Annotated in this window: 5 protein-coding genes; all 5 read right to left on the bottom strand. The window is 70.5% G+C overall.

Annotated features, from left to right (window positions below):
* Window positions 1–141 precede the first annotated feature (141 nt).
* Window positions 142–1,545 carry an FAD-binding oxidoreductase gene (locus tag AC0IY0_RS27175; protein ID WP_471766219.1) on the bottom strand — a complete coding sequence of 468 codons (1,404 nt, stop codon included), beginning with the start codon at window positions 1,543–1,545 and terminating at the stop codon, window positions 142–144.
* Window positions 1,546–1,611: 66 nt separating this feature from the next.
* Window positions 1,612–2,094 carry a nucleoside deaminase gene (locus tag AC0IY0_RS27170; RefSeq protein ID WP_147910913.1) on the bottom strand — a complete coding sequence of 161 codons (483 nt, stop codon included), beginning with the start codon at window positions 2,092–2,094 and terminating at the stop codon, window positions 1,612–1,614.
* A 553-nt stretch (window positions 2,095–2,647) separates the two neighbouring features.
* Complete coding sequence (locus AC0IY0_RS27165) at window positions 2,648–3,640, bottom strand: antibiotic biosynthesis monooxygenase (protein WP_471766218.1); 993 nt, start codon at window positions 3,638–3,640, stop codon at window positions 2,648–2,650.
* A gap of 418 nt (window positions 3,641–4,058) precedes the next feature.
* Window positions 4,059–5,210, bottom strand: coding sequence for a hypothetical protein (locus AC0IY0_RS27160; protein ID WP_471766217.1), 1,152 nt, complete (start codon window positions 5,208–5,210; stop codon window positions 4,059–4,061).
* A gap of 161 nt (window positions 5,211–5,371) precedes the next feature.
* Window positions 5,372–6,412: a patatin-like phospholipase family protein gene (locus AC0IY0_RS27155; protein WP_147909121.1), complete on the bottom strand. Its 1,041-nt coding sequence runs from the start codon at window positions 6,410–6,412 to the stop codon at window positions 5,372–5,374.
* Window positions 6,413–6,478 lie beyond the last annotated feature (66 nt).

The raw sequence follows: 6,478 nt of genomic DNA, 5'->3' as shown, positions 1-6,478 counted from the left end.
AGGCGGGACGGCCTCACACAGGGCGGGCGGGCAGTGTTCGCCGGTCTCACGCCCCTGCCCTGCCTCGCCCGGTGCCTGCCCCGTCCCCTCTCTCTCTCTCTGCCCCCTGCCCCGCCCATGACGGTGCGGGCGCGCGGCCCGTCAACCGGCTGGCGTCGCGTCGAACCCGTCATAATAGTCGAAGAAGACCCGCTCGGGGTCGTGCCGGCTGCGCAGGGCGCAGAGCCGCTGCCATTTCTCGGGCGTGAAGGCGCGCGCGACGCTATCGGGATTCTCGATCGTGTTGCTCTCGCCCAGGTAGCAGCCGACCGTGAGCGGCCTCAGCGCCCCGACCATGGCCCGGTGCCAGTCCGTGTTGGTCCGGTCGTCGGCCGCCTCGTGCCACATCGTCCACGGGCCGCCATAGACCGCCGAGGACATCGAGCAGGCCATGTCCTTCTGCGCGGCCGGGACATCGGGGCCGCAGAAGATCGTGAGCAGGAACACGCTCGTGCTCGACGGCGCCGCCGGCAACAGCGGCAGGACGGCTTCGATCAGGTCCCCGGGGCTGTGATTCGAATACGTCGCCTCGACCCGGGACCGGAGCCCGTCCGGCCACAGCGCGCCGGACATGTCGAAGAGCTGCTCGAAGGTGAGCGGCACGGCGCGCTCCGCCGCGAGCGGCGCCACCGGCGCGCGGTCCAGGGGCTCCAGGGCGCGCCCGGCCGCCTCCGGCGTGTCCTCGAACGCCGTCCCGGTCACCATGCACAGCCAGCCGTCGTCGTCGGCGGCCGCCGCGCGCAGCGCCGGCGGCGCCTGGACGAGGAACTGGCTGAGCTCGACGCTGGGCGACACGTCCCGGGCGATCGCGCCGAGCCAGCGGCCGACCGCGGGGGCCTCCGCGAGACGGTAGTAATGGGTGCTGCCATGGATCGCGTGCGGCAGCGCGTGAAGCTTGAGGTGGTACCGCGTGACGACGCCGAAAAAGCCCGGGCCGGCGCCGCGGGCGGCCCAGAAGAAATCCGGGTTCTCGGTCTCGCTGGCGCGGATGCGTTCGCCCTGCGCGGTGACCAGCTCGATGGCCTCCAGGCTCTCGGCGCCCAGCCCCCAGACCGTGGGGTTCCAGGCCATGCCGCCGCCCAGGAAGTAGCCGCTCGCCTTGACCTGCGGGCAATGGCCGGTGGGGAAGGCGAGCCCCAGCGGGTTGAGCGCCCGCTGGATGTCGCGGTTGCTGACGATCGGCCGGATCACCGCCCTGCGCTGCGCGGCGTCGATCGAGACGAAGCCCGTGAGATCCTGGAGATCGATCAGCAGGCCGCCGGACCGCAGGGTCGGCTGGCACCAATTGTGGCCGCCGCCCCGGACGACCACCTTCAGCCTGTTCGCCCGCGCGAAGGTCACGGCCGCGACGACGTCGTCCTCGTCGGCCACCCGCACCACGACATCCGGGGCGCGGTCCGGGATCAGCCGGTTCCAGAGGTTCGCGTGGGCGGCCTCCCGGAATTGCGGATCGCCCGCCGCGATCACGGAACCGCGGCAGGATCGTCTCAGGCTGTCGAGGGTCATGACCGCACCCGGCGCGAGGAATGGTTTCGGTCGGGCACGATCACGCCCCCCAGCCCTGTCGCAAGCTCAGTACGGCACCCGGTCTTCCTTCTCGGCGTACTTCTTCCAGACCTCGACGGCCTCGGCCCGCATGATCTGCTTGGCCGGGATCGCGCGGTCGCCGACGTCCTTCTTGAACTCGGCGTAGATCATGCTGTCGTCGAACCCGCCATACGTGAGCGCGTCCTCGACTTGGGCGGCGTAGTAGATATTCTTGACGCCGGCCCAATAGGCGGCCGCCAGGCACATCGGGCAGGGCTCGGCGCTCGTGTAGAGGGTGGCGTTGCGGAGCTTGAAGCTCTTCTGCGTCGTGCAGGCCTTGCGGATCGCCTCGACCTCGGCGTGCCAGGTCGGATCGTTCTCCGCGACGACGCGGTTGGCGCCTTCCGCGATGATCTCGCCGTCCTGCACGATCACGCAGCCGAACACGCCGCCGGCGCTGTCGACCAGCGAGGTCTTCTCCGAGAGCGCGATCGCGCGGGCCATGAACTCTTCGTGCCTGTCAGCCATTGTCTCGCTCCTCAAGGTTCCTGGACGTATCGATCAGTGTCCGGTGTAATAATCACACCTTACCGGTCAATGAATAAACCAAACACGCAATCATATAATCTAAACAACCGCTGAATGGTCCGTGCCGTAGCTACCATGCCAGGGCGACATTCCGAATACAGCGGCGGATGATGGCGTGGCGCGCATCGGCGGATCCGATGTCGTGGACCGTCATCACGCATCGTCCATCAATCCCGGTGGCGAAAGACGTGTCTCGATCGTCACGAATCTCCATCGGACCGAATGGTCTGACGATAATCGGCAGATGAAAACAGGAAGCATGGATGTCAGATCCGCGTCAACACGGATCGGCCGCCGCGCCGGGAATGTGTGTCACGCGGAAACCGGTCGCGCATTTACGCATCGTCGTAGTCTTCTTCAGCGCGATACCTTGTCCGATACGCGAAAGACTTGCTTCTGTAGGCCGGGGCCGGGCGGCGGAGGTCGGGTCCGCCCGGACGCGTGAGACGCACGGTCAAGAAAAACCGCCTCGATCGCCGCCCCGGAGGGGCCGTCACAACAGCTTCCAGAACACCAGGATCATGACCGCGTAGGCGGCGACCAGCAGTCCGGCGCCGAGACGGTCCGCGCGCCGGCGTTTCTCAGGGGCCGGTGCCAGCCACCAGCGGAGGTGCTCGGCGGTCCACGGCACCAGGCGCGACGTCAGGAGTACGCTGAAGACGTTCCCGATGAACAGCGCCACCGGGAAGTCGATGCCCAGGGTCCGGGTGAGCAGCGGCGTGCCGACCAGCAGGCCCCACAGGAAGACCGTGGGATAGAGCGTCAGCAGGACGATCATGTTCATCTTCCACGCCGCGGGCGCGGGGGCGCCCTCCGGCGCGACGTCGCGGAACCATTGCTCGAAGCCGCTATGCACCATGCGGGTGTGGAATTCCGCCGTCAGCGGCGCGGCTTCCTCGATCAGCGCCTGGCGCTCGGGGGAGCCGAGCCAGGCTTGCAGGTTGGCGTCGCTGTCGAAGCGCAGGATCGCGACGTAATCCTCCTGCACCCCCGGCACCGCGGGCTCGAAGCGGTAGCCCTGCAGGCCGGTCGCCCTGGACTGGGCGGCGGCGACCTTCTGCTCCCACCGGAGGTATTGCGCCTCCATCCCGGGCTTCACGCGCGTGCTGATCACGGCCGAGACCGGGGCGGTCCGGGCGGCGCTGGCGTCGTCGGTGACGATGTGGACGTCGTCGCGCCCCACCAGCATCGCGGCGGCGCCGGAGATGCGGGATTGCCGCTCGGGCGAGACCAGCCAGGCCCGGGCGTGATCCAGGCTGGCGAACCGCTGCAGGATCACCCAGTCGACCTGAAGCGGCGGGCGCGGCGGCATCAGCCGCTGCTCGATGAAGCCGGGAAACCGGGCGATCACCGCGCTGGTGTCGCCTTGCCATTGCGCGAAGGCGTCGGCGCTGTCCGGCTTGACCGTTGTCTGCGTCACGATGCTGACGCTGGTACCGACGTTCGTGCCGACGCTCGCGGTGCGGCTCGTTCTGGGCTCGCTCACGAGGCGCCACGCGTCCGCGGCAGGGCCGGGCAGGCCGGCGCATCCGTGCTGCACCGCCGTGGACCCCACAGGCGCCCGCCTGCCGGATACCGGGCGTTCCCGGAACGCCCGGAACGCCCGGTCGAACGCGCGCGCGCAACTCTCTGCATAGGCCCTCCCACGGCACGGCCGGCGGCTCGACGTGATGGATTCAGGATAGGCGGGCGCGGGAGGGGAAAGTCAATCTGCGCGGAAGAGTATCGGCCGTCGCGAATGTAAACACTGTTGTTTTGTATTAACGAATGCAGATTTTAATCATCAATCAGCGAAGACTTGTCTTCGCCGGATCCAATGTCTGGGCGTCCGGCACGGTCGAGCGGTGATCCGGCCGCGAAGCGGATCGACTGAGACGGATCGTCAAAAGATAAACCGCGCGGCGTCACGGCAGTCGGGACCGCAGCCAGCCGAGGAGCGTCCGGCCCGGGAACCGGGGCGGCGGCATCCGGAACGTGGGTGCGGCCGCCGCCTCCGGGATCGGTCCCTCGTGGAAGCGCGCGCCGAACGACCAGAACCGGTCCCGCCGCGTGCCGATCATGCCGAGCCCCACGGGCTCGCGGGCGACGCCCGGGCGCATCCGCCCGCCCGCCCAGACCCGCTGCCAGCAGTCCCGCCGCGACAGGTCGGCGTCGCGCCAGCCCAGGCGCCCGTGGCCGGCGACCGCGAAGACCCGTTCGCCGGCGAACGACTCCGGGATCCACACCCAGGTCGAGAACACGTAGGCCCGGTCGGTGCCGAGGCCGGACGGTTCGACCGCCCGCGTGTAGGCGCTGAGCGCCGTCGCGGCGTGCCGCCCGGCATGCCGGCGCAGGCCGCCCGGCAGGGTCAGGGCCGCCCCGAAGGCGCCCGCCTCGAACGTGGTCGGCGGCGCGCCGTGCTCGAGCGCGTAGGCGCTGTCGATCAGGTGGAGCCAGGGCTCGAGATCGATCTCCCAGGCCTGCGCGGTGGGGGCGAAGCGGCGCACCTGCCCGGCGATCACCCGGTCGGCGACCCGCCGGGCCGGCTCCGGGCGCCAGTCCGACCCGACCCGATCCGGCCCGGCCTCGACGACGCGCAGCAGCGTCGAGGGGCCGTGCGCCCAGACCGCCTCGGCCAGGCGCTCGAAGTCGGAATCCGGGGCGTCGCGGTCGACCTTGCGGACCAGGATCTTCGATCCGTCGGCGAGCTCGTCCAGCATCTTGCGCTTCAGGTGGGCGAGCCGGCCGTATTCGCGCTCCACCAGCACGTCCGGGTCGATCGAGCCGGCGGGATGGCCGGTGTTCGACCAGATGTTGTAGGCCACGCTGTGGCAGTAGTAGGTGCCGCCATCGCTGATGGCGATGCGCAGGTCCCCCGGCGCGCCGAAATCCGCAAATCCGCAGCGCAGGCCGCGGATCAGGTCCTCCATCGGCGTGTAGGCGAAGCGCAGCAGGCCCGACGGCTCGACCCCGCCGTAGCGCTGCACGAAGCCGAACTCGCAATTGCCGCCCAGGCTGCGAAACCCGTGGAGCCGCTCCGAAAGCCTCGCGGCCGCCGCGTTCCTGATCCCGGTCACTGTCGTCCGCTCTGATCCCGCCGCGCCCTGCCGGGACAGATCGCGGCCTCCGCCCGGGTTTGTCCAGCCCCGCCCGCGCATGGGGGCGGGGCGCGACCGGCACGGCCGGCCCGGGAGGAGGGGACCCCGCCAGCCGGGGCCGCGAGGTCCCCTCCCCGGCCTCAGGGCGCGATCGCGGCCTCCAGGGTCTGCAGGCTCGAATCGGTGCCGATCGCGTGGCCGCTCTCGGCCAGCCAGCGCTCGGCGGTGGCGCGGCCGAGGTCGCGCAGGGCGCCGATCGTCGACCAGCGGGTGTCGAGCTTGCTGATCTCGCCCCCGGCCAGCTCGCAGGGCGCCTGGAGCAGGTGGATGTTGATGTCGGCCACCGCCCGCATCCGGGCATCCTGGGTGTCCGTCTCCCGGGCGTAGCGCTGCAATTCGGTCAGCGCCTTCAGGTCGCGCATCAGGCAGGCGTTGAAGCTGATGTCGCTGACCCGCCCGGCGACCTCGGAGGGCAGCAGGCCGATCGCGTCGGTCACGAACGGCGTCAGCTGCAGGACGATCAGGTCGGTGGCGCCGTGGCCGTTGAACACCAGCGGCTCCAGGGCCGGGTTGGCGGCGTAGCCCCCGTCCCAGTAGCGCCGGCCGTCGATCTCCACCGGGGCGAACAGTTCCGGCAGGCACGAGGACGCCATCAGGGCCTTCAGGGTGACCTCGGGGCCGGTGAACAGACGCGCCGCCCCGGTCAGGATGTCGGTGGCCGAGACGTAGAGCGGCACCCGCTCCTGCCGGGCCACCGTCTCGAGGTCGATGCTGGCCCGCACCACCGCCTGGAACAGGTGCATGTCGCGTAACGTCGGCAGGAACGGCGAGACGTAGGCCGAGGCCTCGCGGAACAGCGCCAGGGACCGGGCGACGAACGGGTCCAGGAAGGGGGCCACGTACGGCTCGAACGTGGTGCCGAACCCTTCGAAGCCGCGCAGGGGCGAGCGCTCGGCGGTCGCCCGCCACAGCCGCTCCAGGGCCTCCCGGCCGCCCTCGTCGCCGCCGGTGGCCAAGCCCGCCGCCAGGGCGGCGCCGTTCAGCGCGCCCGCGCTGGCGCCGCTGACCGCGACGATCTCGATATGCTCCTCCAGCAGCCGGTCGATCACGCCCCAGCCGTAGGCCCCGTAGGAGCCGCCACCCTGGAGCCCGAGGGCCACGCGCGGTTTCATCTGTGCCATCGTCCCTGCCGATCCTGCGCCTGCCGATCCTGCGCCTGCCGCGCCTGAGCGGGAACGCGTCGGCGC

This window comes from Methylobacterium sp. AC315 (assembly GCF_979253755.1).
The sequence above is the reverse complement of the archived record's forward strand: the minus strand, read 5'-3'. Positions and strand labels throughout refer to the sequence as shown.